Source organism: Micromonospora sp. NPDC005171 (genome assembly GCF_040608575.1).
In the GTDB taxonomy this organism is placed as follows: Bacteria; Actinomycetota; Actinomycetes; order Mycobacteriales; family Micromonosporaceae; genus Micromonospora.
This window is the reverse complement of sequence record NZ_JBEXIM010000031.1, coordinates 22,802-49,760: the sequence shown is the minus strand read 5'-3', so window position 1 is coordinate 49,760 and position 26,959 is coordinate 22,802. Positions and strand designations below refer to the sequence as shown.

General features: G+C 72.1%; 23 protein-coding genes. 14 read left to right on the top strand and 9 right to left on the bottom strand.

Annotated features, from left to right (window positions below):
- Window position 1 precedes the first annotated feature (1 nt).
- The 7 genes from ABZU74_RS26430 to ABZU74_RS26400 all read left to right on the top strand — a co-directional run bounded on the left by ABZU74_RS26430 (window position 2) and on the right by ABZU74_RS26400 (window position 8,569).
- On the top strand, window positions 2-1,069 hold the full coding sequence (locus ABZU74_RS26430; protein WP_355429067.1) for a BMP family ABC transporter substrate-binding protein: 1,068 nt from the start codon (window positions 2-4) through the stop codon (window positions 1,067-1,069).
- A 188-nt stretch (window positions 1,070-1,257) separates the two neighbouring features.
- Window positions 1,258-2,841 carry an ABC transporter ATP-binding protein gene (locus tag ABZU74_RS26425; protein ID WP_355429065.1) on the top strand — a complete coding sequence of 528 codons (1,584 nt, stop codon included), beginning with the start codon at window positions 1,258-1,260 and terminating at the stop codon, window positions 2,839-2,841.
- A 76-nt stretch (window positions 2,842-2,917) separates the two neighbouring features.
- Complete coding sequence (locus tag ABZU74_RS26420) at window positions 2,918-4,291, top strand: ABC transporter permease (protein ID WP_355429013.1); 1,374 nt, start codon at window positions 2,918-2,920, stop codon at window positions 4,289-4,291.
- 3 nt (window positions 4,292-4,294) lie between these two features.
- Window positions 4,295-5,575, top strand: coding sequence for an ABC transporter permease (locus ABZU74_RS26415; RefSeq protein WP_355429010.1), 1,281 nt, complete (start codon window positions 4,295-4,297; stop codon window positions 5,573-5,575).
- Window positions 5,576-5,659: 84 nt separating this feature from the next.
- A complete protein-coding gene (locus ABZU74_RS26410; protein WP_355429007.1) occupies window positions 5,660-6,364 on the top strand; it encodes a cytidine deaminase in 705 nt (234 codons plus the stop codon).
- A 132-nt stretch (window positions 6,365-6,496) separates the two neighbouring features.
- Window positions 6,497-7,777, top strand: coding sequence for a thymidine phosphorylase (locus tag ABZU74_RS26405; protein WP_355429062.1), 1,281 nt, complete (start codon window positions 6,497-6,499; stop codon window positions 7,775-7,777).
- Between the two features lie 111 nt (window positions 7,778-7,888).
- Window positions 7,889-8,569: a DUF4272 domain-containing protein gene (locus ABZU74_RS26400; protein ID WP_112677367.1), complete on the top strand. Its 681-nt coding sequence runs from the start codon at window positions 7,889-7,891 to the stop codon at window positions 8,567-8,569.
- Window positions 8,570-8,571: 2 nt separating this feature from the next.
- Here the strand turns inward: ABZU74_RS26400 and ABZU74_RS26395 are convergent, their stop codons facing one another.
- Complete coding sequence (locus ABZU74_RS26395) at window positions 8,572-9,426, bottom strand: putative RNA methyltransferase (RefSeq protein WP_355429003.1); 855 nt, start codon at window positions 9,424-9,426, stop codon at window positions 8,572-8,574.
- 1 nt (window position 9,427) lies between these two features.
- A complete protein-coding gene (locus tag ABZU74_RS26390; RefSeq protein WP_355429000.1) occupies window positions 9,428-9,925 on the bottom strand; it encodes a MarR family transcriptional regulator in 498 nt (165 codons plus the stop codon).
- 113 nt (window positions 9,926-10,038) lie between these two features.
- On the opposite strand from ABZU74_RS26390, the gene ABZU74_RS26385 reads away from it, so the two are divergent.
- Both ABZU74_RS26385 and ABZU74_RS26380 read left to right on the top strand, forming a co-directional pair.
- On the top strand, window positions 10,039-10,452 hold the full coding sequence (locus ABZU74_RS26385; RefSeq protein ID WP_355428997.1) for a PPOX class F420-dependent oxidoreductase: 414 nt from the start codon (window positions 10,039-10,041) through the stop codon (window positions 10,450-10,452).
- A gap of 51 nt (window positions 10,453-10,503) precedes the next feature.
- On the top strand, window positions 10,504-11,577 hold the full coding sequence (locus ABZU74_RS26380) for an adenosine deaminase (protein WP_279515119.1): 1,074 nt from the start codon (window positions 10,504-10,506) through the stop codon (window positions 11,575-11,577).
- 2 nt (window positions 11,578-11,579) lie between these two features.
- Here ABZU74_RS26380 and ABZU74_RS26375 read toward each other — a convergent pair whose 3' ends face one another.
- On the bottom strand, window positions 11,580-11,873 hold the full coding sequence (locus ABZU74_RS26375) for a hypothetical protein (protein WP_238410792.1): 294 nt from the start codon (window positions 11,871-11,873) through the stop codon (window positions 11,580-11,582).
- Window positions 11,874-12,375: 502 nt separating this feature from the next.
- Between ABZU74_RS26375 and ABZU74_RS26370 the strand changes: the two genes are divergently transcribed.
- The 4 genes from ABZU74_RS26370 to ABZU74_RS26355 all read left to right on the top strand — a co-directional run bounded on the left by ABZU74_RS26370 (window position 12,376) and on the right by ABZU74_RS26355 (window position 17,480).
- Window positions 12,376-16,005, top strand: a complete 3,630-nt coding sequence (locus ABZU74_RS26370) for a nitrate- and nitrite sensing domain-containing protein (protein ID WP_355428993.1) — start codon at window positions 12,376-12,378, stop codon at window positions 16,003-16,005.
- Window positions 16,002-16,406: a roadblock/LC7 domain-containing protein gene (locus ABZU74_RS26365; protein ID WP_030329023.1), complete on the top strand. Its 405-nt coding sequence runs from the start codon at window positions 16,002-16,004 to the stop codon at window positions 16,404-16,406. The genes ABZU74_RS26370 and ABZU74_RS26365 overlap by 4 nt, the downstream gene beginning before the upstream one ends.
- A gap of 98 nt (window positions 16,407-16,504) precedes the next feature.
- A complete protein-coding gene (locus ABZU74_RS26360) occupies window positions 16,505-16,882 on the top strand; it encodes a DUF742 domain-containing protein (protein WP_030329021.1) in 378 nt (125 codons plus the stop codon).
- A gap of 1 nt (window position 16,883) precedes the next feature.
- On the top strand, window positions 16,884-17,480 hold the full coding sequence (locus ABZU74_RS26355; RefSeq protein ID WP_355428990.1) for an ATP/GTP-binding protein: 597 nt from the start codon (window positions 16,884-16,886) through the stop codon (window positions 17,478-17,480).
- Window positions 17,481-17,751: 271 nt separating this feature from the next.
- Here ABZU74_RS26355 and ABZU74_RS26350 read toward each other — a convergent pair whose 3' ends face one another.
- Together ABZU74_RS26350 and ABZU74_RS26345 are read right to left on the bottom strand one after the other, a co-directional pair.
- Complete coding sequence (locus tag ABZU74_RS26350) at window positions 17,752-20,217, bottom strand: transposase (RefSeq protein ID WP_355429060.1); 2,466 nt, start codon at window positions 20,215-20,217, stop codon at window positions 17,752-17,754.
- Between the two features lie 39 nt (window positions 20,218-20,256).
- Window positions 20,257-21,222, bottom strand: a complete 966-nt coding sequence (locus ABZU74_RS26345; RefSeq protein ID WP_355428987.1) for a DNA primase — start codon at window positions 21,220-21,222, stop codon at window positions 20,257-20,259.
- Between the two features lie 158 nt (window positions 21,223-21,380).
- On the opposite strand from ABZU74_RS26345, the gene ABZU74_RS26340 reads away from it, so the two are divergent.
- Window positions 21,381-21,719 carry a helix-turn-helix transcriptional regulator gene (locus ABZU74_RS26340; RefSeq protein ID WP_355428984.1) on the top strand — a complete coding sequence of 113 codons (339 nt, stop codon included), beginning with the start codon at window positions 21,381-21,383 and terminating at the stop codon, window positions 21,717-21,719.
- Window positions 21,720-21,741: 22 nt separating this feature from the next.
- Here the strand turns inward: ABZU74_RS26340 and ABZU74_RS26335 are convergent, their stop codons facing one another.
- The 4 genes from ABZU74_RS26335 to ABZU74_RS26320 form a co-directional block, all read right to left on the bottom strand.
- Window positions 21,742-22,416, bottom strand: coding sequence for a permease prefix domain 1-containing protein (locus ABZU74_RS26335; RefSeq protein ID WP_355428981.1), 675 nt, complete (start codon window positions 22,414-22,416; stop codon window positions 21,742-21,744).
- 68 nt (window positions 22,417-22,484) lie between these two features.
- Window positions 22,485-24,275: a thiol reductant ABC exporter subunit CydC gene (gene cydC / locus ABZU74_RS26330; protein WP_355428978.1), complete on the bottom strand. Its 1,791-nt coding sequence runs from the start codon at window positions 24,273-24,275 to the stop codon at window positions 22,485-22,487.
- Window positions 24,272-25,948: a thiol reductant ABC exporter subunit CydD gene (cydD, locus tag ABZU74_RS26325; protein ID WP_355428975.1), complete on the bottom strand. Its 1,677-nt coding sequence runs from the start codon at window positions 25,946-25,948 to the stop codon at window positions 24,272-24,274. The genes cydC and cydD overlap by 4 nt, the downstream gene beginning before the upstream one ends.
- Entirely contained in the window at window positions 25,945-26,952 is a 1,008-nt protein-coding gene (locus ABZU74_RS26320) for a cytochrome d ubiquinol oxidase subunit II (RefSeq protein ID WP_355428972.1), read from the bottom strand. Before ABZU74_RS26320 ends, cydD begins: the two co-directional genes overlap by 4 nt.
- Window positions 26,953-26,959: the final 7 nt, after the last annotated feature.

Genomic DNA, 26,959 nt, shown 5'->3' with positions numbered 1-26,959 from the left:
GATGCGGATCGCCTCGATCTTCGCGGTGGGTGGGCTCGCGCTCACCGCCGCCGCTTGTGGCGAGGCCCCCAAGGATGACAACAACGCCGGCAGTGGCGCCAAGAAGTTCAGCGCCTGCATGGTGACCGACGTCGGCGGCATCGACGACAAGTCGTTCAACACCTCGGCCTGGAAGGGTCTGCAGGAGGCCAAGGCCGCCAACGACAACATCGACATCAAGTTCGTCGCGTCGAAGGCCGAGGCCGACTACGAGCCGAACCTGACGCAGTACGTCAACCAGAAGTGCGACTTCATCCTGGCGGTCGGTGGCCTGATGGCCAACGCCACCTCGAAGATCGCCAAGGCGAACCCGAACCAGGAGTTCGGCATCGTCGACGCGAACCCGGGTGACGCCAACGTCTACCCGATGCAGTTCGACACCGCGCAGGCCGCGTTCCAGGCCGGTTACCTGGCCGCCGGGATGAGCAAGAGCGGCGTTGTGGGCACCTACGGTGGTCTGCCGATCCCGCCGGTCACCATCTTCATGGACGGCTTCGTCGACGGTGTGACGTACTACAACACCACCAAGAAGAAGAGCGTCAAGGCGCTGGGTTGGAACAAGGAGACCCAGAAGGGTTCCTTCACCAACGACTTCGCCAAGCAGGACGAGGGCAAGAAGGTCTCCGACGCGCTGGTTGCCCAGGGCGCGGACATCATCATGCCGGTCGCCGGCGGCTCCGGCCTCGGCACCACCGCCGCGGCCAAGGCCTCGGGTGGCAAGTACAGCACCATCTGGGTGGACGTCGACGGCTGCGAGAGCACCCCGGACTGCTCGGCGATCATCACCACCGTGGTCAAGAACATCCCGGAGGCTGTCAAGGAGGCCGTGCTCAAGGCCGCCGCTGGCGACAAGCTGCCCGCCAACCCGGGCTTCGTCGGCACCCTGGCCAACAACGGTGTCTCGATCGCCCCGTACCACGACTTCGAGAGCAAGGTTCCGGCCGAGCTGAAGGCCGAGGTCGACAAGATCAAGGCGGACATCGCCGCCGGCACCATCACCGTCACCTCGAAGGCCCAGCCGACCAAGTGACAACCGCCCGGCTGCTCCGGTGAGATCATCGGGGAGGTCGGCGGGGGACAGGTACGACCGATCGGCCGCTTCGGCCCGCGGGTGACCGTGGGGTCGGAGCGGCCGATCGCGCACCACGTCAGCCGGGCCGGTCCGGCCAGGTTGACGGCAGCTAGGCTGCACCATCGCTCGCACTCCAGGAGGTTGCGCTGAGACTCGAACTGCGCGGCATCACCAAGCGGTTCGGTGATCTGGTCGCCAACGACCACATCGACCTGACGGTGGAGCCTGGAGAGATTCATGCCCTGCTCGGCGAGAACGGCGCGGGCAAGTCGACCCTGATGAACGTGCTCTACGGGCTCTACCAGCCGGACGAGGGCGAGATCCTGGTCGACGGCGAGCCGTTGAAGCTGAAGGGCCCGTCCGACGCGATCGGGGCCGGGATCGGCATGGTGCACCAGCACTTCATGCTGGTGCCGGTCTTCACCGTTGCCGAGAACATCATGCTCGGCGCCGAGCAGGTCCGGGGCGGCATCGCCGGTTTCCTGGACCGGCGGCGGGCCCGGCGCGAGGTCACCGAGGTGTCCGAGCGCTACAACCTGCGGGTCGACCCGGACGCGGTGATCGAGGACCTGCCGGTCGGCATCCAGCAGCGCGTCGAGATCGTCAAGGCGCTCACCCGCGATGTCGACCTGCTCATCCTGGACGAGCCGACCGCCGTGCTCACCCCGCAGGAGACCGAGGAACTGCTGACGGTCATGCGGTCGCTCAAGGCGGCCGGCAAGTCGATCGTCTTCATCACCCACAAGCTCGGCGAGGTCAAGGCCATCGCCGACCGGATCACGGTGATCCGCCGCGGCAAGACCGTCGGCACCGCCTCGCCGGACGCCAGCCGGGACGAGCTGGCCGCGTTGATGGTCGGTCGCAACGTCCGACTCACAGTGGACAAGGAGCCGGCTACTCCCGGTGAGCCGGTGCTGGAGGTGACCGGGCTGGTCGTCGACGACGACCGGCAGATCCGGGCGGTCGACGGGGTGGACCTGACCGTGCGCGCGGGCGAGGTGCTCGGCGTGGCGGGCGTGCAGGGCAACGGTCAGACCGAGCTGATCGAGGCGATCATGGGCCTGCGCCCGGTGCTCGCCGGCACGGTCAACCTGGCCGGCGACCGCATCGACGGCTGGAAGCCCAAGAAGGTGCTCCGCGCGGGCGTCGGCTACGTGCCCGAGGACCGCAGCGTGGACGGCCTGGTCAAGGAGTTCAGCGTCGCGGAGAACCTGGTGCTGGACATCTACGACCGGCCGCCGTTCGGTTCCGGGCTCGCGCTCAAGCCGGACGCGATCGCCGCGTCGGCGAAGGAGCGGATCGAGCAGTTCGACGTCCGTACGTCATCGGCCGACGCGGCCGTGGGCACCCTCTCGGGCGGCAACCAGCAGAAGGTGATCGTGGCCCGGGAGCTGTCCCGGCCGCTGAAGCTCTTCATCGCCGCCCAGCCGACCCGTGGCGTCGACGTCGGGTCGATCGAGTTCATCCACAGCCAGATCATCCGCGAACGGGACATCGGCACCGCCGTCATGGTGGTCTCCAGCGAACTCGACGAGGTGATCGGGCTGGCCGACCGGATCGCGGTGATGTACCGCGGTCGCATCATCGGCATCGTCGGCCCGGACACCCCGCGTGAGGAGATCGGCCTGCTGATGGCCGGCATCAGCCCGGACGCGGCCCACGACGCCACCGAGGCGACAAGCGAGGGCCCGGCGACCGCCGATGGCTCCGCGAGCGAGGACAAGGCATGAGCGAGCGCCAGCGGGCGAATCATCGTTGTCGGGGTGTGGTGCCTCAGGGCGTCATGCAGCGAAGCGGAGTGACGGCATGACCAACCCCAACCCGCAGTCCGGCTCGCCGGACAAGGAGCCGGCGAGCGAGGCGCAGGCGGCGCAGAACGCGCTCGGCAACACCGAACGGGCCGAGGTGGCGACCGAGCCGGACCGTTCGGTGACGAAGCCAGACCCGGAGCCGGAGTCGAAGCCGAGCCTGGGCCGGTTGTTCCTGGACAACCTCTGGGCGGCCAACACCTTCACGGTGACCCTGCTGTCGCTGGTGCTGGCGATCGTGGTCGGCGCGGTGTTGATGATCATTTCTGATCCCGACGTGCTCTCCACCTACTCGTACATCACCTCCCGCCCGTCCGACGCGATCAACTCCAGCTGGACGCTCGTCAGCGAGGCGTACGCGAACCTGTTCAAGGGCTCGATCTTCGACCCGGAGGCGTTCTCCGGCTGGTTGGACGGCGCCAACGGCTGGCAGGCAGTGCTCGCGCCGATCTCGGAGACGCTCACCTACGCGGCGCCGCTGGTCTTCACCGGCCTGTCGGTGGCGCTGGCCTTCCGTGGCGGCCTGTTCAACATCGGTGCCCAGGGCCAGGCCACCATCGGCGTGATCATGGCGGCGCTGGCCGGCTTCCTGCTGCCGCTGCCGCCGGGCCTGCACCTGCTGGTGGCGGTGCTGGCCGGTGCTCTGGGTGGAGCGATCTGGGGTTTCATCCCCGGCATCCTCAAGGCCCGTGCCGGCGCCCACGAGGTGATCAACACGATCATGCTCAACTACGTCGCCACGTACTTCCTCACCTGGTTGATCGTGCAGAACGGTGTGCAGGACCCGACCCGTACCGACGCGATCAGCAAGGCGGTGGACAGCTCCGCCCAGCTGCCCCGCCTGCTCGGCGACAACCTGCGGGTGCACGCCGGCATCCTGCTCGCCGTGCTGGCCACCTGGGCGGTCGCCTGGCTGCTCAACCGCTCGACGCTCGGTTTCGAGCTGCGCGCGGTCGGCGCCAACCCGGACGCCGCCCGGACCGCCGGCATCAGCGTCACCCGGACGTACATCCTGATCATGGTTTTCGCCGGCATCCTGGCCGGCCTCGGCGGCTCGAACATGGTGCTCGGCTCCACCGCCAGCGCGCTGACCCCGCTGGTGGTCGCGCAGATCGGCTTCGACGGCATCCTGGTGGCACTGCTGGGGCGGGTGAAGCCCTGGGGGGTGCTGCTCGCCGCGCTGCTGTTCGGGGCGCTGCAGGCCGGTGGCAACCGGATGCAGTCGTACTCCGGGATCTCGCTGGAGCTGGTGACAGTGCTCCAGGCGCTTATCGTCATCTTCATCGCCGCGCCGGCACTGGTGAAGGCGATCTTCCAGCTCCGGGCCGCACGTGCCGCCCGGTTGCAGACGAGCCTGGCGAAGGGCTGGTAATTCATGTCCACCATGGCTGTCCCCGACATCGCCGTCGCCCCGGTCGACGAGTGCTTCTGGACCCGCAGCCGCAAGGTCGGCCTCACGTTGCTGGGGCTCGGCCTGCTGTCCGCGGTGCTCTTCGGCGCGCTCGCCACCGACCAGCAGGCCCGGTTCACGCTCAGCGACGACGCGGCCGGCGCCGCACTGGAGATCAACGGCACGATCGGGGCGATCCTGTTCGGGATCATCACGATCGCCGCCGGCGCGGCGCTGCTCGCCGGGGTGCCGAAGCGGTGGTTCCTTCCCGTGCTCGGCGTGGGGCTCGTCGGTTTCGTGCTGTCGTTCCTCTGCTGGCAGGTCTCCGCCGCGCCGGCCGGGCAGAACTTCATGCCGCTGGTCAACATCATCCGGGGCACGTTCATCCTGGCCCTGCCGCTGATCTTCGGCGCGCTCGCCGGGGTGCTCTGCGAACGCTCCGGCGTGGTCAACGTGGCCATCGAGGGCCAGTTGCTGATGGGCGCGTTCAGCGGCGCCCTGTTCGGCAGCATCTCCGGCAGCGTCTGGGTGGGCCTGGTCGCCGCCGCCATCGGCGGCGCGTTCATCTCGCTGCTGCTGGCCGTCTTCGCCATCCGCTACCTGGTCGACCAGGTCGTCATGGGCATCGTGCTGAACCTGCTGGCGGTCGGCGTCACCGGCTTCCTCTACGAGCGGCTGATGCAGACCGACGCGGCGAAGTACAACAGCGCGCCCCGCTTCAGCAACTGGGAGATCCCGCTGCTGAAGGACATCCCGGTGCTCGGGCCGGCGTTGTTCCGGGGCAACATCTTCCTCTACCTCGGGCTGCTCCTGGTGCTGGTGATCCACATCGGGTTGTTCCGTACCCGGTGGGGGCTGCGGACCCGTTCGGTGGGCGAGCACCCGATCGCCGCCGACACGCTCGGCGTCAAGGTGCTGCGGGTCCGCTACCGCAACGTGCTGCTGGCCGGCGTGGTCGCCGGCATCGGCGGGGCGTCCTACACGCTGGCGCTCTACTCGTTCACCAAGAACATGATCGGCGGTAAGGGCTTCATCGCCCTGGCCGCACTGATCTTCGGCCGGTGGAACCCGACCGGCGCGCTGCTCGCCGCGCTCTTCTTCGGTTTCGCCGACCAGCTCGCCACCTACCTGGGCGCGATCAGCAGCTCGATCCCCAGCCAGTTCCTGGCCATGCTGCCCTACCTGGCGACCATCCTGGCCGTCGCCGGGCTGGTCGGTCGGGTCCGGGCACCAGCCGCCGACGGCAAGCCGTACATCAAGGGCTGACCACCATCACCACAGACCGCTGCGCGCCGGGCCGGGGACCGGCCCTGCCCGCTTTTGACCCGGCTACTTCGGCAGAATGATGGCATGACGGACATTGACTGGGCGCAGTTGCGCGCCGCCGCCACCGACGCGATGCGGCACGCGTACGCGCCGTACTCGACGTTCCCGGTCGGCGCGGCAGCGCTTGTCGACGACGGCCGGGTGGTGGTCGGCTGCAACGTGGAGAACGCCGCGTACGGGGTGACGCTCTGTGCCGAGTGCGGAGTCGTGTCCAGCCTGCACGCCACCGGTGGCGGTCGGCTCGTCGCGCTCTCCTGCGTCGACGCGACCGGCGAGCCGTTGATGCCGTGCGGCCGCTGCCGGCAGCTGCTCTGGGAGCACGGCGGGCCGGAGTGCCTGATCGAGAGCAAGACCCGGCCGCTGCGGATGGCCGAGCTGCTGCCGCACGCCTTCGGCGTGGAGGACCTGGAGGCGGTCACCGGGGAGACGCCGGTGCCGGTGGTCCCGGAGCGGCTGGCTGCCTGGCGCGGGCGCGGCACCGTCTTCGTGCACCCAGACATGTCCGCTGGTCAGCAGGTCTGGACGGCGTACTGGGAGCGGTCGGCCGGCGACGACGCCGGCGCCGAGACCGGGGTGCTGGAGGAGGCGCCGAGCTGGAACGACCCGGCCGAGGCGATCACCTGGGGTCTGGCCCGGACGCCCCGGGTGGTCGTGGTGGACGCGACCGGCACCATCTTCTGGGCCGGTGAGGGTGAGCCGCCTGCGGAGATCCCGGCGCGCTGGTCTTGAGTGGTTGAGGTTGGGGGGCGGGGGCCGACCGTGCCCGGCTCCGGGCGGTCAGGCTTGATCCCTCCGCCGGCCCCGGCCCCGTGGTGGTCACCGGCCGTGGGTCGGGATCTGCAATTCGACTAGGAAGATCTTCTGATGGCTTTTGCTGCTGTTGACGTTATTCGGGTGAAGCGGGACGGCGGGGTGCTGTCGGACGCGCAGATCGACTGGGTGGTCGACGCGTACACCCGGGGGGTTGTCGCCGACGAGCAGATGTCCGCGCTGGCGATGGCGATCCTGCTCAACGGCATGACCGGGCCGGAGATCGCCCGGTGGACCGCCGCGATGATCGCCAGCGGCGAGCGGTTGGACCTGTCGGCGGTACGCCGGCCGACCGTCGACAAGCACTCCACAGGCGGAGTCGGCGACAAGATCACTCTGCCGCTCACCCCGTTGGTGGCGGCGTGTGGCGCTGCCGTACCGCAGCTGAGCGGCAGGGGTCTCGGGCACACCGGCGGCACGCTGGACAAGTTGGAGTCCATCCCGGGTTGGCGGGCCACTGTGAGCAACGACGAGTTCATCGCCCAACTGGACGAGGTCGGTGCGGTGATCTGCGCGGCCGGTGCCGGGCTCGCCCCCGCCGACCGCAAGCTGTACGCGTTGCGCGACGTGACCGGCACCGTGGAGGCGATCCCGCTGATCGCCAGCTCGATCATGAGCAAGAAGATCGCTGAGGGGACCGGCGCGCTGGTCCTCGACGTCAAGGTCGGCTCGGGCGCCTTCATGAAGTCCGTCGACCAGGCCCGCGAGTTGGCGCGCACCATGGTGGAGCTGGGCGGTGCGCACGGTGTGCGGACGGTTGCCCTGCTCACCGACATGTCCACCCCGCTCGGCCTGGCGATCGGCAACGCGGTCGAGGTCACCGAGTCGGTCGAGGTGCTGGCCGGTGGTGGACCGGCCGACGTGGTGGAGCTGACCCTCGCGCTGGCGCGGGAGATGCTCGACGCCGCAGGTCTGCCGGACGCCGATCCGGCGGCGGCGTTGCGCGACGGCCGGGCCATGGACTCCTGGCGGGCGATGATCCGGGCGCAGGGCGGCGACCCGGACGCGCCGATGCCGACGGCCGCCGAGGTGGAGGTGGTCCGTGCCGACCGGGACGGGTACGTCGCGGCCGTCGACGCGTACGCCATGGGGGTTGCCGCGTGGCGGCTCGGCGCGGGTCGGGCGCGCAAGGAGGACCCGGTCAGCGTGCCGGCCGGTGTGGTGTTGCACAAGCGGCCGGGTGACGAGGTGCGGGCCGGTGACCCGCTCTACGAGCTGCGTGCCGAGGACGCGACGCGGATTCCGGCAGCGCTGACCGAGGCCGCCGACGCGGTGCGGATCGAGTCGACGGCCCCGGCGGCGACGTCGTTGGTCATCGAACGCATCGGCTGATCGATCCACTGTCGCCCTGGCGTGGTGCCGGTCACCTGGGAGCGCTATTGTCGCAGGCCATAGGGGGGACAACCGGCCTTGCGCCGGCGCGAGCAGACAGGAAGATCCGCCGTGACCGTTGCTGCCCCCGACCCACGTGAGGTGCGCGAGGCGAGCCTGGACGAGCTGTCCCGGCTCGGCCTGCCGTTGCCGCCGGCTCAGTTTCCCCTCGTCTGGGAGCCGGGTGACCAGATCGACCTGCGCCCGACCGTGGAGATCGAGGCGCGGATCGCGGTGCTGCACCTGATCCTGGCCCGCTGCTTCGGGATGCCCCCGCAGGCGGCGATGAGCTGGCTGCTCGGCTCGCACCTGGTCGACATGGTCACCCCGCCAGAGTGGCAGTTCGTGATGGGTGGCAAGGGCGACCACCGCTCGTTCGTGCTGCACCACGACGCGCTCTTCGCGCTGGCCTGGGTGCTGGGGCTGAGCAAGCAGCTCGACCCCACGCTGGCCGTGGACGAGCGGCTGGTCGAGCGGCTGCCGCACATCGCCGAGGGGGAGACCTTCCCGCACTGGCGCTCCCGGATCCTCACGGCGCCGCAGCACCCGGCCGACGCGGCCGCCCTGCTCGACCTGCACTACTGCCTGGACTGGGCGTACCTGGAGACCGAGCGCGGTGGCCGGCGCGCGCCGGGCCTGGTCGACGCGAACGCGATCGGGCAGCGGCGGTGGGCGCTGGAGTGGGCGGTGATCCTGCGCGGGCCGTACCACGACGAGCCGCCCGGCTGGGAAGAGGTCGACCTCTCCACCTGAGGTCAGCGAGGTCGCAGGACGTCGAGTCGGACCGCCACGGTGACCCGGGCCGGTTCGGGCAGCGCGGCCAGCCGGGCGCCGAGGGCGGCCGGGTCGGTGTGCCAGGCGCTGGGCCCCATCCCGACCAGCGTGGCGACCTCCAGCCGGGTCAGTGTCAGCTCCGCCCGGTGCACGGCCGAGCTGACCGGCGTGAAGTGCCCGCCCAGGCTGCCGGCCACCCGGTCGGCCTTGTCCGGGTCCACCCGCAGCAGGTCGAGGGCGTCCACCAGCTCGGCGAGGTGGTCGGTGTCGGGCGTGACCACCAGCAACGTGCCGGCAGGGTCGAGCACCCGGTGGAACTCCGGGCCGTTGCGCGGGGCGAAGACGTTCAGCAGCACGGCGGTCGAGGCGTCCGCGAGCGGCAGCCGCTGCCAGGTGTCGGCGAGCGCGGCGGCGGCCCGGGGATGCGCGCGGGCCGCGCGGCGCAGCGCCGGCTTGGACACGTCCAGGGCCAGACCCACGGCGTCCGGCAGCGCCGCCAGCACCGCGCCGAGGTACCGGCCGGTGCCGGCGCCGGCATCCACCACCAGGGGGTACGCCCCGAGGCCCGCAACGGCCTGCGCCGCGGCGTCGGCGAGGGCGGCCGAGATGAGGTCGTAGTGCCCGGCGGCGAGGAAGTCCGCCCGGGCGGCCACCATCTCGGCGCTGTCCCCGCCGTGCGGGGCGCGGCCGGCGAGGAGGTTGACGTACCCCTGCCGGGCGATGTCGAAGCTGTGCCGGCGTGGGCAGCGCAGCGCACGTGTGGTGCCGGCGGTCGCCTCGGCCAGCGGCTCGCCGCAGACCGGGCAGCGCAGCCGGTCGAGGATGCGGGGGTCCACGTCAGACCTCCGTTGCGGGCTGCGTTCGGGCGGCCCGCAGGCCCGGGTCGGCGAGGTGGTCGACCACTCGGTGGGTGAGCGCGCCGAGGGCGTCGACCTCTGCGGGCGTGAGCAGGTCGATCAGGTGCCGGCGGACGGCGGCCACGTGACCGGGGGCGGCGGACTCGATGGCCCGCCGGCCCGCCGGGGTGAGCACGACGATCGAGCCGCGGGCATCGTCGGCGCACTCCTCGCGGGTCACCAGGCCACGCTGCTGCATCCGGGTCAGGTGGTGGGAGAGCCGGCTGCGTGACCACAGCATCCTGTCCGCCAGCTCGCTGAGGCGCAGCCGCCCCTGGGGTGTCTCGGAGAGGTCGGACAGCACGTCGTAGTCCGGCTCGGAGAGGCCGGCGTCCTGGGTCAGCTCACGGGCGAGCTCCAGGTCGAGCAGCCGGCGCATCCGGCGGTAGCCGCGCCAGGCACGGTCCTCCCGTTCGTCCAGCCACCGGGGTGCGTCCACACGTCGAGTCTAACGCTTTCGTTGACATGTCATCGATCTGCCCCTAGATTCGATGACATGTCAACAAACTCCCTCCAGGGTGACCGGACCAGCCGCCGCCCCGGGGTGCCGACGTGAGCGAACGACTGTGGGAGCTGTTCGGTGAGCGGGGGCGCGGGGTTCTGGTCACCCTGCGGCGGGACGGGCGACCCCAGCTGTCCAACCTCGACTACCTGGCCGAGCCGGGGTTGATCCGCTGCTCCACCACCGGGGGCCGGGCGAAGGTGCGCAACCTGCGCCGCGATCCCCGGGCCAGCTTCCACGTGACCACGCCGGACGGCGGCGCGTACGCGGTCGCGGAGGGAACCGTCACGCTCACCGAGCCGGCCACGGCCACCACCGACGAGACTGTCGATGAACTGGTCGAGGTCTACCGCCGGATTCGTGGCGACCACCCGGACTGGGCGGACTACCGCGCCGCCATGGTCGCCGACGGGCGGCTCGTCATCCGCCTCGACGTGCACCGGGTGTACGGCTGGCGGCCGTGACGCCGGCCGGTCCCGTACCGGTCCGTCCAGGCCGCTGACTAGGGTCTGAGCATGGTCGCAACTATCCGGTACGAGGACATCGTCAAGGTCCCGAAGGCGCTGCTGCACGACCACCTCGACGGCGGGCTGCGGCCGGCGACGATCGTCGACCTGGCCGCCGAGGTGGGCCACGAACTGCCCACCACCGACCCGGAGGCGCTCGGGCGCTGGTTCGCGGACGCGGCGGACTCCGGCTCCCTGGAGCGCTACCTCGAGACGTTCGCGCACACAGTGGCGGTCATGCAGACCGCGCCCGCGCTGCGTCGGGTGGCCCGCGAGTGCGCCCTGGACCTGGCCGCCGACGGAGTGGTCTACGCCGAGGTGCGCTTCGCTCCGGAGCAGCACCTGGAACGGGACCTCAGCCTGGACGAGGTGGTCGAGGCGGTGCTGGCCGGGTTCGCCGAGGGCACCGCCCAGGCGGTCGAGGCGGGCCTGACCATCCGGGTGGGCACCCTGCTCACCGCGATGCGGCACGCCGCCCGCTCGCAGGAGATCGCCGAGTTGGCCGTGCGGCACCGGGACGCCGGGGTGGTCGGCTTCGACATCGCCGGCGCCGAGGCGGGCTTCCCGCCCACCCGGCACCTGGACGCCTTCGAATACCTGCAACGGGAGAACTTCCACTTCACCATCCACGCCGGCGAGGCGTTCGGTCTGCCGTCGATCTGGCAGGCGATCCAGTGGTGCGGAGCGGACCGGCTCGGCCACGGGGTGCGGATCGTCGACGACATCGCCCCCGACGGTTCGCTCGGCCGGTTGGCCGCGTACGTCCGGGACAAGCGGATCCCGCTGGAGCTGTGCCCCTCGTCGAACGTGCAGACCGGCGCGGTGGACTCGATCGCGGACCACCCGATCGGCCTGCTGCGGGACCTGCGCTTCCGGGTGACAGTCAACACCGACAACCGGCTGATGAGCGGCACTTCGATGTCGCGGGAGATGTCGCTGCTGGTGGAGACATTCGGCTACGGCTGGAAGGAGTTGCAGTGGTTCACCATCAACGCGATGAAGAGCGCCTTCATCCCGTTCGACGAACGGCTGCGGATCATCGATGAGGTGATCAAGCCGGCGTACGCGAAGTTGCTGGCCTGACCTCAGCCATGTGGGTGGCCGGCGAGCAGGCCGGCCACCCGGCGCAGCACCTCCCGCGCTCGGGCCGCCTCCGCGCCGAGGCCCATCTGCCGACGCAGCACGGCCGGCTCGGCCCGCAGCAGCGCCACCCCGCGCCGAATCAGCACCCGGGGTGCCTTGCGCTGCTCGGACAGGTCACGGGCGAGTCGGCGCAGGAAGGTCGCCCCGCGCGGGCGGCGCAGCGCGTACGCCCCGGCGAGCAGGCCCCGGCGGCGGCACTCCTCGACAATCTCGGCGGCGAAGATCCCTTCGGCCACGAAAAGTGGCGATCCGGCGACATCAAATGGCCGGGTGGCTACCCGCCGATCCGCGCCGATCGCATAAACCGGCACATCGGCTCGGCCCTCGAGGGCAAGTCGGGCAATGATTTCCACCGCACCGGAGGCGTCCCAGGACAGCGGCGATTCCCAATCCACCTGGCCGTTTCGTCTTGGCAACGTAGGGTCATCGCCGTCTTTGTAGAAGTCGTCCAAGCAGAGCACCGGCAACCCGGTTTGCTGCGCTATGTACGACTTTCCAGACCCAGATGGGCCGGCCAGTAGGACAACTCGGTGCGGATGTTTCATTACCTTCAGTTACTCCGGCCAGACAGACTGCTATCAAATCGCATCAACATCTCATCACACCTTCGGTCGGGGACAACCTGGGCTTTCTTCTTGTCGACCGGCGTGATGGAATCTCGGGGGTCCGACCCGCCGGGTCGGTCGCTGGGCGTTGCCCGGGGCAACGCGTTCAAGCTGTAATCGCGAGGGCGGTGACGTGAGCAAACGGCCAAAGACGGCGGGCTCCTTCCTGTCGCGGCTGCGCCGGCCGGCCAGCCGGCTCCGGGACATGCCGATCTGGTCCAAGCTCGGTCTCATCATGATCGTGCCGACCATCGCCACGGTCGTGGTGGGCACCAGTGGTCTTGTCGACCACGTGGAGACGCTCAACAATGCCAACCGAGCTGGCGACCTGGCGAATCTGTCGAGCTATTCAGGTGACCTGGTCGACGCTCTGCAGGACGAGCGCACCGCCGCCGTGCTGCTGCTGGGCGCGGACGGGACGCAGCCGACGGCGCAGTACCAGGAGGCCTACAACCGGGTGAACTCCCGGGTGGACCAGGAAGCGGGCCCCTACCGGCAGCAGCGGGCCGAGATCGAGGACCTGCCGAGCAGCCTGGAGAGTCTGCTCGACAGCATCGACCAGAACCTTCAGGACCTGTCGGGCGTCCGCAGCCAGGTGTTCAACGGAAAGCTCGCGCTCACCGAGACCGTGCAGGCGTACGAGGGTCTGATCAGCGACCTGCTCGCCATCCGCGACTCGTCCACCCAGCTCGCCGGTAACAACCAGCTGAGCGACCGGATGCGCGCCGCCGCGGCGGTCGCCCGGGAGAAGGAGTTCCTCGCCGTACGCCGGGTCGTGGTGCACCGCGCGCTGGGCGTCAAGGGCGGGCAGCGCCTGACCCCGGCGCTGCGCAGGGACTACGTCGCCAGCGACACCGGCCAGCAGCAAGCCCTGCAGAGCTTCAAGGCTGTCGCCACCCCGGACGACGCGAAGTTCCACGACCAGACGGTCGCGGGCGGCGACCGTCGGCAGGCACAGAACTACACCGGCTGGATCGACGGCAACACCACCGGCAACATGCGCGGTGCGCCGTTCGGCCCGGACCAGTGGGAAGCCGCAATGACGGCCAACGCCAAGCTGATCCGCACCGTCGAGACGAAGCTCGACCGCGAAGTGGTCGACCAGGCCGACACCATCCGGTCGGATGTCCAGCGCCAGGTCTTCCTGGAGACCGGCCTGCTGCTCAGCATGCTGCTGCTGGCCATCCTCTTCGCGTACCTGGTCGCCCGCTCGATGGCCCGCTCACTCCGTGAGCTGCGGCAGGGCGCGCTCTCCGTCGCCCAGTACGGTCTGCCGCAGGCGGTGGCCCGACTGCGCGACCCGCAGGTCGTCGGGCAGCTCTCCCCGGTGCAGCTGGCCAACCAGATCGCCGAACCGCTACCGGTGCGCAGCAAGGACGAGTTCGGCCAGGTGACCGAGGCGTTCAACGCCGTCCACCTGGAAGCCGTCCGTACGGCCGCCGAGCAGGCGGCACTGCGCGCCTCCGTCGCGACGATGTTCGTCAACCTGGCCCGCCGTTCGCAGATTCTGGTCGACCGCCTCATCGGGCACCTCGACCGGCTGGAGCGCGGCGAAGAGGACCCGGACCGGCTGGCCGAGCTGTTCCAGCTCGACCACCTGGCCACCCGAATGCGCCGTAACGACGAGAACCTGCTGGTGCTCGCCGGTGCCGACTCCACCCGTGTGCAGCGTGAGCCGGCTGCTCTCATCGACGTGCTGCGCGCCGCGCAGTCCGAGGTCGAGCACTACACCCGTATCGAGTTCGGCGTCATCGACCGCGACATCGAGGTCGCCGCGCACGCGGTCAACGACCTGGTGCACCTCGTCGCGGAGCTGTTCGACAACGCCACCGCGTTCTCCCCGCCCGACTCGCAGGTCATGGTCGAGGCTCGCCGGGTCGGTGACCGCTCCTCGCTGTACGTCGAGGACCGCGGCATCGGCATCAGCGCCGACCAGCTGCACGACCTCAACGAGCGGCTCGCGACGCCGCCGCAGGTGGATGTGGCCGTCTCCCGGATGATGGGCCTGGTCGTGGTCGCCCGGCTGGCGTCCCGGCACGGTGTCCGGGTCGAGCTGCGCCCCGGCAACGACCGCGGCACGGTCGCCGAGGTGACCCTGCCCACCTCGGTGCTGGTGCCCCGGGCGCTCTCCGGTCGGGTGCAGCAGCCTCCGGCGCTGCCAGCGGCCGGTGCTCCCCAGTTCGGCGCTCCACAGTCCGGTGGGCCCGCGCCGGTCTTCGGCGCGCTGCCCGCTCTGGGCAACGGCCCTCGCCCGAGCGAGTCCGGCAACCAGGTCACCCTGGGCGGTCGTCCGTTCGAGCCCGCGACGCGCAACGGTGCCGGCACCCCCGCCAACGGCGGCGGCTACCGCTCGATGCCGGCCTGGTCCGATCTGACCGGCGCGGCCGGGACGAACGGCGGCGACGGGTTCACCCCCCGGTCGGCCAACGGCCAGGGGACCGACCCGCTGCCGCAGCGCCGGGCCGGGGACGAGACCCCGACCACCGGCCAGCAGCCGTCCATCCCGCGTCAGCTGCCGAGCAGCCCGGAGGCGCACCCGTACTCGGCGCCGCCGGTCTCCGCGCAGCCCTACTCCGGCGCGCCGGTCTCCGCCTCGCCGGCCTCCGGCCAGCCCTACTCGGGGCAGCCCTACTCGGGTGCCCCGTACGGCGGCGCGCCGGTGTCCGCGGCTCCGGCCTCCGGGCAGCCGTACGCCGGCCCGCCGGTCTCGGCGTCTCCGGTCTCCGCCTCGCCGGTCTCGGCCTCGCCGGCTTCCGGTCAGCCGTACTCGGGTCAGCCGTACTCGGCGCCGCCGGCCACCAGCCAGTCGTTCAGCGGCTTCGCACCCCGATCGGCACCGCCCGCGCAGGCACCCAACGCGCCGGCGCCGCCGGCGTGGCCGCCAGTGCCGGGTAGCGACCGGGACACGGCCACCCCGCCGGTGCCCGAGCGACTTGCCGCCGCGCTGGACATGACGACGGAGTTGCCGCGGGTGCCGCGACCCGGCGAGCAGCCGGCCGCAGCACAGTCCCCGGCCCCTGCGCCGACCCCGGCAGCAGCGCCGGCTCCGGCTCCGGCTCCGCAGACTCGGCCGGCACCGCAGCAGCCGCAGGCACAGAACCGTCAGCGGTACGCGGACGAGACGATGGAGCTGCCGATCTTCCGGGAGCTCGAGTCGGCCTGGTTCCGTACCCGTCGCCCGGGCTCCGAGGAGACCGCGGCCGGTGCACAGCCAGCGACGAACGGCGACTCCGCGACCCAGCAGTTCGCCACGGTCGAGGCCACCGGTCGGGCAGTCCACAAGACACCACCCGGGACGACAGGTAACACACCGATGGCAGACACTCCGACGGTCGGAGGAGCGCCGCGGGACAACGGCTCCACAGCGAACGAGGGCACCCGCCCCAGCCTCGCCGAGAGCCTGCCGAACCGCCGGCCCCAACCGCAGAGCAACGGCTGGCAGACCGCCGCCGACGACGGCTGGCGTGCTGCCTCCGCGGCGGCCGGCGCGGCGCCGGTGAGCGAGACCACCACTACCGGTCTGCCGAAGCGCAAGCCGATGGCGCAGCTGGTGCCCGGCGCGGTGGAGAAGCCCACCACCTCGGTCCAGCGGCGCTCCCCGGAGGCGGTTCGTGGCCTGCTCTCCGCCTACCACCGGGGCGTGCAGCGAGGGCGTAGCACCTCGGACAACCCGACCAGCCCGGAGGCGACTCCGGGAGGGAAATCCTCGCAGTCTGGCTCAGGCCCGGTGGCCGGGAGCGGGCAGAAGGAGCAAGAAGGATGACAACTACGCAGGATCTTGGTTGGCTGCTCGCCAACTTCGCCGACCGGGTGCCCGGCGTCGCGCATGCGGTCGCCGTATCGGCGGACGGCCTACTCCTCGCGTCGTCACGGGATCTGCCGCGCGACCGGGCAGATCAGCTCGCCGCGATCTCGTCGGGTCTGGTCAGCCTGACCCAGGGGGCAGCACGCTGCTTCGAGGGAGGCGCGGTGTTGCAGACCGTCGTGGAGATGGACAATGGCTTCCTGTTCCTGATGTCCATCTCGGACGGCTCGTCCTTCGCCGTGCTGGCGGCCCGCAGCTCCGACGTGGGCCAGGTCGGCTACGAGATGGCGCTGCTCGTCGACCGGGTGGGCGACGCGCTGACCCCGCAGCCGCGTGCGGCTGCGGGCATGCTGGGCTGACGTTACGCCGATCGTGAGGTCGGCACGACTACAACAACGACAACGACGGGTTTCACCGGTGGGAGCCGGTAACGGGTGCGAAGGAGGTGAGCGGCGAGATGGCCGATCGTGACGAACCAACCGGAGCGTTGGTCCGTCCATACGCCGTGACCCGTGGTCGCACCCGTCCCCGGCTCGACATCGCGCTGGAGGCGCTCGTCGAGACGACGGTGCGCGGCCGGGCCGCTGCCAATGGCAACGGCGGCCAGGGCCGCGAACACCAGTACATCGCCGCGCTGTGTGACGGACGCGTGCAATCGCTCGCGGAGATCGCGGCGCGGATGCAGCTCCCGCTCGGTGTGGCCCGGGTGCTCATCGCCGACATGGCGACGGACGGCCTGGTCGCGGTCCACGAGCCGACCATTTTGGACGACTCCGACGACGCGGTGGGCACTGAACTGCTGGAGAGGGTGCTGAGTGGACTTCGCAGGCTCTGACATGTCGCACCGCCCGCCGAACCCGAGCGGCCGCGTGACGTCGGCGAAGATCGTTATCGCCGGTGGATTCGGCGGCGTCGGTAAGACGACGCTGGTCGGCTCGGTCTCGGAGATCACGCCGCTGACCACCGAGGCCATCATGACCTCCGCTGGCGTGGGCGTCGACGACACCCGGCAGGTGCCGGGCAAGACGACGACCACGGTGGCCATGGACTTCGGCCGGATCTCGATCGACCGTGACCTGATCCTGTACCTGTTCGGTACGCCGGGTCAGACCCGTTTCTGGTTCATGTGGGACGAACTGGTGCGGGGTGCGATCGGTGCGGTCGTGCTGGTGGACACTCGCCGGCTGGCTGACTGCTTCGCGGCGATCGACTTCTTCGAGCACCGACGCCTGCCGTACCTGGTGGCGATCAACTGCTTCGACGGGATGCAGTACCACGACCCGCAGGACGTCCGGGACGCCTTGGCGATCTCGAGCGACGTGCCGGTGGTGGCCTGCGACGCCCGTAACCGGGAGTCGACGAAGCACGTGCTGATCTCGCTGGTCGAGTACGTGCTCACCATGCGCCGTACGCGCGCCGTCGCCCCGGCCTGACCGCGGCGCTGCACGCCCCGGTGGTGGCTCCGGCCGCCACCGGGCGTTGCCAGCCGCCCCGGTGAGTTCCTCCGCGCTGGCTCGTCGCCTGGACGAGCCGGCGCGCCGCCAAGCCGCCTCCTGACGTCCTGGAAGCTGTCAGCCCCTTCCCCGGGGCAGAAGCCCACCCACGGTCCTCGCGAGGCGGCTTCTGCCTGCCCGGGATCGCCCCGCTGACGCAGAAGCGCCCCCAGCCAGCTGGCTGGGGGCGCTTCTGCGTGTGAAGAAGGGGTCAGGACTGGTAGCCGGCCGAGCGGTACTCGTACTCCCGGTCGTCGTCGCGGTCCCCGTGGTCGCGGCTGAAGTCCCAGCCGCCGGCCGCCTCGCGGCCGGGTCGGCCACCCACCGCGAAACCGCCGATCTCCTGACCGCGACGCCAGCCACGGAAGTAGCCGGTGGTGTTCTCCGCGAGGCTTGCCGCATCACGCACTATCCGCAATGGGCGCTCCTCGCGTAGCGGGGAACCCGGCACCAGGTTGGCCTGCGGCACGCGCTTCGGCAGCCCGGCGTTGGTTTCGGCGCCCACCGCCGGGCGGGCGGCCTGCTCCGCGGCCTGCCAGCCGGTGTCGGCAGTGGTCGACCAGTCCAGATCGGACTCCTCGGCCTGACCGACGAACCACGCCGACTTGGCCTGCGCGAAGATCAGCAGGTCGCCGTCGCCCTCGTCGGCGACCGGCGGCGGGCGGTGCTCCACCGGCGGTGGACGGTGCTCCACCGGGGGCGACGGCCGGTGCTCGGCGGCACGCTCGGTGCGGGCTGCCGCGCGACCGTTGCGAGCGGCCTGCTCGCGGTCGACCAGGCGCAGCGGTGGCGTCTCCAGGTGCTGGTCCGCAGGAGGGTTGAGCCCCTCGCGCAGCGCCCGGTCGGCCAGCGGCGGTGGCTCCACCAGCCGCAGCATCGGTGGTTCCGGTGGCAGGTCGTCCGCCAACCAGGGCGGGGTGACCCGACCGTCGGCCCGACCCGGGTCGGTCGGGGCGTCGACACCGCGGCTACCGCCGTACGAATAGGCCACCGGGTTGTTCGGTGAGCTGTCGGACGGGTCCTCCGGGTTGTTGACCAGCGGCCAGTTGGCCCGGGAGCCGGGTGGCGCTGCCTCCTGCTCGGGTCGGGGGGTCGGCACCGGAATGCTGAGGTCGGTGGCGCTGAACCCGCCGGTGGGTGCCTCGTCGACCGGGCGTTGCTGGTGGCTTGGCCGGGGCTCACCGTTGGTCTTGGGGCGGGGCGGAATGACAGTACGCTGCCGCTCGGCCCGCGCGTTGTTGATCGCGGCAGTGGTCAGCGTCGGCCGGAACGGCTCGCCGGCCTCGGCCGGAGGCACCATGCCCCGCTGTGCCGGCGCGATCGGGGTGATCCCGGGCGGCGGAGGCGGCGGCGCGGAGACCGGCCGGTTGGTCGGGCCGTCGATCCGGCTGGGGAGCGGCTCGCCGCGGGTGGGCAACGTGGAGGCTGGCGGCGCAGCCATCGCCGCCGGGGTCATCGGCGCGGGTGCGACAGGCGGCGGCGTGACCGGCGCGGGTGCGACCGGCGGCGGCCCGAGCGGGCGGGGCGACGCCAGCGGGGCGTTACCGGGGACCGGCTCGGGACGACTGCGCCGCCCGCCGGCGGGTGCCGGCTCGGCACCCGACGGGGTGGGTCGGACCGACCGCAGCCCGGCGTTGGTGCCGGCCAGGCCGGTCAAGCCGGCGTTGGTGCCGGTCAAACCGGCGTTGGTGCCGGCCAGGCCGGTCAGCTCACCGACGGACTCGCCACGGCGGGCAGCGGCACGGCGGCCGGGTGCTTGAACAGGAGCGCTGACGCGTGAGCTGAGCGCGCTGACCAGCGCCTCGCACCCGGCGTCGCAGGCCCGTACCGAGGCGACGGCTTGGCGGACCGTCTCGGCCACCGCGGACGTGAGCGCCCGGTTGACCGCGGCGCGTCGGGGTGTCTCGGAGATGGCGACCCGCAGGGCGGTGACCGCCTCGTTGATCTCATCGGCGTCGGCGACCCCGTCCGCGGCGAGGTGCGCGGCGATGGCATCCGCCGCGACCGACACCTCGCGGCCCCGGGCCACGGTGCCCCCGAGCATGCCCGGCTCGGGCAGCGCGTCCAGCACGGCGAGGGAGACCGGCTCGGCCGGATCCGGGTATGCGCGTAGGGCCGCTGGGTAGAGCTCCCGCAGCACCTCGCGCAGCGCCACGGCGGCGGAGTGCCGACCGCTGGCCAGCGCGGCGTGCGCGGAGAGCACCTGCTTGTAGCCGGCGAGGTCCCGGGGCGCCGGCAGGGTGACGGCGGAAAGCGCCCCCGCCTGCAGCGCGCGGGCCAGGCCGACCGCCCGTCGTTCGGCCGGAGGTGACTGCATCTCCTCAAGGGAGTCGTCATCGGCGAACCGCTCGGCGAAGTCGTCCACCGAGTCGTCGTCGGCGATCGCCAGGGGTCGTCCCGCCGCGCTCAGCAGCGAGGTGACCGTGTGGTCGTCGCTGTCGGCGGCGATGGCCGCACCGCTCGGCCCGCCCGACCGCTCCACGAGCAGCGAGACGAGCTGGGCGTAGCCAGCGGCGTCATCGCTGATCTCGCAGACATGCAGCAGACGGCCTGCGTCGTCGACCACAGCGGACGTCAGCGTCGAACCGGCGGAGGCCGGTCGGTCAGCCGGATCCGCCGAGGCCAGACCGCAGTAAACGCGCACGAGCGCCACGGCGTCGTCCTCCTCCCGGGACAGGTCTTTCCTCTGCCAGCAACTGATGCTCCCCGGTACGGGTCAGTCGCGCCAGTCCACGACCGCAGAGATCTTGCCGACAATGGTGCGCCAACCCAAACTCGCGGTCTGCGCACCGATCTTCTTCAGCCGTCGCCGACCCATGAACGCGCCGATCCCACCGTTGGCGGTGGCGCGCAGTGCCTCGTCCAGGTCGTCGAGGCTGGAGCCGGCGGAGAGCATGTCGAGTACCGCAGGCAGCCGCAATGCGTACGAGAGGTCACGAGCGACCTCGCCTGCCTCGATCAGCAGGGTCGAATCCCACGTGTCGTGCCCGCCGCGCAGGTTCTCCACGACCAGGTCGAGTTCGTAGGTGTCCTCGTCCAGCGGAGCGATATCTGCCGGCTCCACCCGTTCGGACAATTCATTCCAGCTGTCCAGTTGGGACAGATCGTTTGGCGCACCGGATCGGATGAAACTGACGAGCGACTCGGGGGTCTTGAACAGCAGCAGCTTGCCCCGGTTGCTGAGGAAGACCGGCACCTCCTCGTCGTCCGCCTCGTCCGCCTCGTCGGTGACGGCCTCGTCCGACTCGTCGTCGGTGTCTGCGGCGCCGTCGCGGCGACGACGGGTGGACTCCTCGTCCTCGTCCTCGGCGGCGAACTCCCCGGCCAGCTCCTCGTCGAGGATGACGACGGTCTCGTCGTCCTCCTCCTCCTCGATCGCCTGGCGGCGGGCGAGGAACGGGTCGTCCTGGTCGCGCTCGGTCACGTCGGTCGGGGTCAGCGAGCTGGCCGGCCGGTACGCCCGGAGGGTGAAGCCGGTGCCGGCGGGCAGAGCGATCTCCACTGGGTCGATACGCAGCTCGTCCCAGAGTGAACGGTCGATCGACGCCGACGGGAGGTCGGTCTCCTCGGTCTCGTCTGGCTCGGCCGCGCCGGTGGTGTCGTCGAGCTCGGGCTCGTCGGCGTCGGGCCGTTGGGGCGACTGGCGGGCCACGCTGACCTCCGTGTGCTTCGGGTTGCCCACCCACCGGGGTCTGACCGGCGAGTGACTCTGGGCACACACCCTAGTCGGCGGCCCTGGGTGACCGATGCCCGCACCCCGGTGGCCGGCTGGCGCACGGGTCCGACCTGCTGGTCGTCACCGCTGGCGAAGCGGCCGTTCGACAAGTAGCGTAGCTACGCATGAAGGCCCAGGCGCTGCACGGCCATCTCGACGCTCTCCTGCTCGCCGTTCTCGAACAGGGCGCGCTGCACGGCTACGCGATCATCGAGGCGCTGCGCGCCCGCAGCGACGGCAGTCTGGACCTGCCCACCGGCACCATCTATCCGGCGCTGCGCCGCCTGGAACGCGCCGGCCACGTGGCGAGCACATGGAGCACTGTCAGCGGCCGGGAGCGGCGGACGTACCAGCTCACCGACTCGGGCCGGCGGGCGTTGGCCGGGGAGCGCGCGGGTTGGCGCGAGTTCCAACTGACCGTAGGGCGGTTCCTCGATCCGGGCAGCCCGCCCAGCCCGGCCTGACCCGCTCGGGTCGGGCCGCCGATCAGCGGGCGGTGGCCAGCAGCCAGCCGCGCGCCGCGCGGGTCAGCGAGAAGTATCCGCCGCCCACCAACACCGCCCCGATGATCATCGGGGGCCAGTGCAGCGCCGCGTCCCAGAGGTGGAGTGACCAGGCGAAGAGGGCGCATCCGGTCAGCATGGCGAGGGCCAGCAGGCCGGTCAGGCCGGCGCCCACCGCGCGTTGCGCCAGGGCCAGGCCCGGTCGTGCCGAACGGGCGCTCGCCCCGACCACCAGCAGACCGACCACAGCGAGCAGCAGCGTGCCCATCCAGATCCAGTCGACCGAGTGAGAAAGCAACAGGTAGCCGGCCGGCGGGCGGGGGCCTTCGCTCCAGCTCGCGCCGCGCCAGGTCAGATCGCCAGCGGCCGCGCCCACCCCGGCGACAGCCAGCATCCGCAGGGAGAGCCCGCGCAGGGCGGCCACCGCCAGCTCGGCCTGCCAGGAGGGAAGCAGCTGCGCCGGCGAGCCGAATTCGGCCACCGCCCGGCGCTGCGCCTCGGTGGGTGACACCCCGCTCTCGCGGTACGCCTCGACGGCGTCCAGCAGCCCGTGCCGGGCCTCGGTCAGCAGCTCGGACTTGAGTCGCGCCGGCCCCTGCAACCGAGCGGCCAGCTCCCGCAGGTGCTCGTCGACCATCACGTCCTCACCGCGCGCCATGGCACCACAGTGCCACGGACGTTGGCGGGCCGACGTCCGGGAGAACCCTGGTCCGCCCCCGAGCCGGGTCAGGGGGTGAGCGCCAGGTAACCCCGTTCGGCAGCGGCCTGGAGCTGCCACTGGTCCCGGTACCAGCCCGGGGCGGCGACCAGCTCGGCGTGCCGACCGCGCTGGATCACCCGGCCGCCGTCCAGGACCACGATCTCGTCCAGCTCGGCCAGCCCGCTGAGCCGGTGGCTGATCAGCAGCACCGAGTGCCCGGCGGGGGTGGCGGCGAGGGCGGACGCGAGCACCGCGTCCGCGGCGGCCGGGTCCAGACCTTCGGTGGGCTCGTCGAGCACCAGCACCGGCGGCGCGGCCAGCAGGGCCCGGGCGAGCGCGAGCCGCTGCCGCTGCCCGCCGGAGAGCTGCCCGCCCTCCTCACCGACCAGCGTGTCCCAGCCTGCCGGCTGGGCGCGCACCCAGTCCAGCAGGCCGGCGGCGGCGACGGCCCCGGTCAGCTCCTCCTCGCCGGCTGCGGCCCGCCCGAGCAGCAGGTTCTCCCGCACCGTGGCGTGAAAGACGTACGCCTCGGCCAGCAGCCCGCCGACCGCGCGGGGCAGCGCCTCCTCGGCGTACGTCGAGAGGTCGTGTCCGTCCAGGGTGACCCGGCCGGACGCGGGCCGGACGGTTCCGGTCAGCACGGCGGCCAGGGTGCTCTTGCCGGCGCCGCTCGGGCCGACGACCGCGATCCGGCGTCCCGCTGGCAGGTCCAGGCTGACCCCGTCCAGGGCGGGTGCCGCGCCGGCCCGGTACCGCACTGTCACGTCGACGAAGCGCAGTTCGTGGGGGCCGGCCAGGTCCGTCGGACCGGTCGCGGGCGGCGGGGTCGGTTGGTCCGTGTCGAGCAGGTCGGCCACCCGGGTCAGGCCCTGCCGCAGTTGCGTCCACTGCCGGGCCGCCGTGACCAGTGCCAGGGTCACTTCGACGGCGGCCAGTGTGCCGACGGCGAGGACGCCCACCAGCACCCCCGGCACGTCGGTGGCGAGCGCGACCAGCACCACCGCCGCGGCGGTCACACCGGCGGTCAGCACGCCGGCCGCGTCCACCGCGAAGCCGGTGGCGGCCAGCCGACGTTCCAGCCGGGCCAGCCGGTGGGCGCGCTGCTCGGCGGCGCGCAGCGTGCCGGCGGTCGCCCCGAACGCGGCCAGGTCGGCGGCGCCGTGGGTGAGGTCGATCGCGTCGGTGGCCAGCGCGCCCCGCAGGGGGGCCACCTCGGCCGCGCTGCGGCGGGTGACCGCGGTGGCCAGGACGGGCAGCGCCACCCCGGCCACCAGCAGCCCGACGGCGAGCGCACCGGCGGCCGGTGCCGAGATCAGCGCCGCCACGGCGACCGCCAGCACACCGACCAGGGCTGCCGCCGAACCGGGAACCAGCACCCGGAGCAACAGGTCCTGGACGGCCTCCACGTCGGAGACCAGGCGGCTCAGCACGTCTCCCGAGCGGTGCGTCGTGCCACGGCGGGCCGCCAGGGTGGCGAAGACCCGGGCCCGGACGTCGGTGATCATGCGAAGCACCGCGTCGTGCCCGGCGAGCCGTTCGGTGTAGCGGAACACGCCCCGGCTGATCGCCAGCGCCCGGACCGCGACGATCGCCACGGTGAGGCGGTCCAGCGGAGGCTGACCGGCGGCGCTCATCAGCAGCCAGGTGGCGGTGGCCATCAGCGCGAGGCCGGCGAACTCGGTGGCGGCCGCCAGCAGCCCGGCTCCGACCAGACGGCTCAGGTACGGCCGGGCCAGTCGCAGCACGGCCCGCTCGGCGGCGACCCGCCCGGCCGGCGTCGGGTCGGCCACCGCCGCCGGCGGGTGTTCGGCGGTCATCCGGCGGCCTTCCCGGTCGGTTCGGGCGTCAACTCGGTGACCCGACCGTCCTCGATGCGCAGGATCCGGTCGGCGTCGGCCAGCAACGCCGGTCGGTGCGCGACCAGCAGCGCGGTCCGCCCGGCGACCAGGCGACGGGTGGCGTCGAGCACCACCGCCTCGGCCGCCGTGTCGAGTCGGGCGGTGGGTTCGTCGAGCAGCACCACAGGGGCGGCCCGCAGGAACGCCCGAGCCAGCGCCACCCGCTGCCGCTGCCCGCTGGACAGCCCGTGACCGCGCTCGCCGAGCAGGGTGTCCACACCGTCGGGCAGCCCGGCCACCACGTCGTCCAGGGCGGCGTCGTGCACGGCGGCGGTGAGTGCGTCGGCAGGGGTGTCCGGTGCGCCGAGGCGGATGTTGTCGGCCAGCGAAGCGGCGAAGAGGTGCGCCCGCTGCGGCACCCAGGCGAGTTGCCGACGCCAGGCGTCCGGGTCGGCGGTGGCGAGGTCGACCCCGTCCACTGTGATTCGGCCGCTGGTCGGCACCACGAAGCCGAGCAGGAGGCCGAGCAGGGTGCTCTTGCCGGCGCCGCTGGGCCCGATGACGGCGATCCGTTCACCGGGCCGGATGGTCAGTGTCACGTCGCGCAGCGCGGTGGTGCGCTCGTACGCCACTGTCACGCCCTCGAACCGGATCTCCCCCCGCGCGTCCGGGGCGGAGGCGCCCTCGGCGGCCCGGGGCGCGACGGGTGCGGCGGAGACGGTCAACGCCTCGTCCAGCGCGGCCAGCCCCTCCATGCTGGCGTGGAAGCGGCTACCGGCGGCCCGCAGCGGCAGGTACGCCTCCGGGGTCAGCAGCAGCACCAGCAACGCGGTCTGCAGGGCCAGCCCGCCGCCGAGCAACCGGATGCCGACCGGCACCGCGACAAGTGCCACCGAGAGGGTGGCGACCAACTCCAGCACCAGCGCGGAGAGGAACGCGATCCGCAGCGTCTTCATTGTGGCGACCCGGTGACCGTCGGCCATCCGGCGCACCACGTCGGTCTGTGCCCGGGCCCGTCCGAACGCGCGCAGCGTGGGCAGCCCGGCCACCATGTCCAGGAAATGCCCGCCGAGCAGCGCGAGCCGGCGCCACTGCCGTTCGGTGGCGGCCTGCGCCTGCCAGCCGAGCAGGGCGCCGAAGACCGGGATCAGCGGCAGGGTCAGCGCGATGATCACCGCCGAACTCCAGTCGGCGAAGACGACCCGGGCCAGCACCGCCAGGGGCACTGTCACGCTGAGCACCAGTTGTGGCAGGTACCCGGTGAAGTACGCGTCCAGCGCGTCCAACCCACGCCCGGCCAGGGTGGCGATCTCACCGGCCCGCTGCCCGGCCACCCAGCCCGGCCCGTGCCGGCCCACCGCGCCGAGCAGGTCGGCCCGCAGCGTGGCCTTGACCGTGGCGGCGACCCGCGCGGAGACCGTGCCCTGCGCCCAGACCAGTGCCGAGCGGGCGGCGACCGCCACCACGAAGCCGGCCAGCGCCGGTCGGTCCAGCCGACCGTCGATGGCGGTGGCCAGCAGCGACGCCAGCGCGGTGGCCTGCGCCACGATCAACCCGGCGGCCAGCACCCCCAGGAGCCCGAGCACGGCAAGGTCGCCCCGGGCCGCAGGGACCCGGCGCAGCAGACGCGGGTCGAACGGACGGCGGCTCACCAGTACACCGGTGCCCTACCGTCGGTCCGTCCTCGGAAAACCCACCAGCACATCGCCTGGAAGCCTAGTAGGGCCGGAAGTAGCGGCAGCGCCACCCAGCCCAGCAGCCGCAGGGTCGGCGCGCTGGCGGCCGCGTCGGCCACCCGAAGCGAGGCGTCCGGGTCGGTCGTGGACACCAGCACGTAGGGCCAGAGAGCGGCTCCGACCAGCACCACCGGCAGCGCCAGGGCCGCGCCGGTGGCGACCAGGGCCCACCCCGGCCGCCGCCGGGTCAGCGCCGCGCGGGCCGCCAGCAGCGCCGCCACGAGCAGCACCGGCAGGAGTACGGCCACCGCCGGCCGCTGCACCGCGTCGCGTACCCGGGCGGAGAGCAGGCCCACGACGGTGGCCACGGCGACAGCGGTGAGCGCCACCGGCACCAACCGGCGGGCGGTACGACCGACCACGGCGGCGGCCTCGGCGGGCAGGCGCAGGGTGAGGAAGGTCGCCCCGTGCACCGCGACCAGCGTGACCATGGCCAGGCCGGCGGCGGCCGCGAACGGGGTGGCCAGGTGCGTCACCCCGGCGACGTGCCCGTCGGCCTGGAGGGGGACGCCCTGCAACAGTCCGGCGAGCAGCACCCCCCAGCCCAGCGCGGCGAGGGCGCTGCCGATCACCACGACGCGGTCCCAGCGGGCGCGGATCCGCTCGTCGTCGGGTCGGCTGCGCAACTGCACCCCGACGGTGACCAGGATGACGCCGACCAGGGCGCCGACAACTGCCGGGTAGCAACCGGCGAGCAACTCGCCCTCCAGGAGGGGGAACGCGCCGAAGAGGATGCCCATGGCGGCCACCAGCCAGACCTCGTTGCCGAGGAAGAACGGGCCGAGGGCGGTGAGCGCCTCCCGCCGCCCGGCCGGGCCGACGCCGCGGGCGAGCAGCAACCCGACGCCGTAGTCGTAACCGGCGAGCACCAGATAACTGGCGAAGAAGAGGCCGAGCAGGGCGTACCAGGCGAGGTCCACGGTCTAC